This is a genomic window from Ottowia cancrivicina (genome assembly GCF_029813755.1).
GTDB lineage: Bacteria > Pseudomonadota > Gammaproteobacteria > Burkholderiales > Burkholderiaceae_C > Ottowia > Ottowia massiliensis.
Genome location: NZ_JARVII010000087.1, coordinates 1 through 595 on the forward strand (window position 1 = coordinate 1; position 595 = coordinate 595).

Genomic DNA, 595 nt, shown 5'->3' on the forward strand with positions numbered 1-595 from the left:
GAACGCCCATAAATATATTTTTGATTGACTTTCATGGTTGCTCCTTAGAAAAAACCGTTTCCAGCATGGTCAGTCTATCGCCCGACACTTTGCAGACATAGGCATCGTCAGGCACTGGCAATGGAATAACATGTCCACCCCATCGACCATATTTAATGAATTCACCGAGTATCTTTCCATCGCTGCATCGCATCACATAATCTCTGTACTTATATAAAATCGGATTGCTAGATTTTCCTACTGGCGTTTGAGAGCCATCTATAGCATAAATAGGATATTCGCTTGAAACTGAGCAGTCAAAAGATCTACCAAATATTTTTTTGATTGCCATTCGGTTGATCTGCCAGCTCCGATTATCAAGATAGGCCCCAGGCAAATAGTCAGAATAGCCACCCGGAAGATAAACTTTTTCATAGATATGAATTCCGCCTTCCTTCGCGCAGAGACGATTCACTTCCCAGTCCATCAAAAAGACACGCAGTTTGATAACTCCAGCATATGACAGAAAGCAGGCAACAATAGATAGAAATAGCATGCCTATGATGGAACGCCCATAAATATATTTTTGATTGACTTTCATGGTTGCTCCTTAGAA

Annotated in this window: 1 protein-coding gene; it reads right to left on the minus strand. The window is 41.0% G+C overall.

Features of this window, described 5'->3' with window-relative positions; translation table 11 throughout:
* Positions 1-31: 31 nt before the first annotated feature.
* Positions 32-580, minus strand: a complete 549-nt coding sequence (locus QB898_RS13155; RefSeq protein WP_279525313.1) for a hypothetical protein — start codon at positions 578-580, stop codon at positions 32-34.
* Between the last annotated feature and the right edge of the window lie 15 nt (positions 581-595).

Excerpts from the sequence above, each read along its gene's own strand:
- QB898_RS13155 (WP_279525313.1), bottom strand. The coding sequence starts at position 580 with ATGAAAGTCAATCAAAAATATATTTATGGGCGTTCCATCATAGGCATG.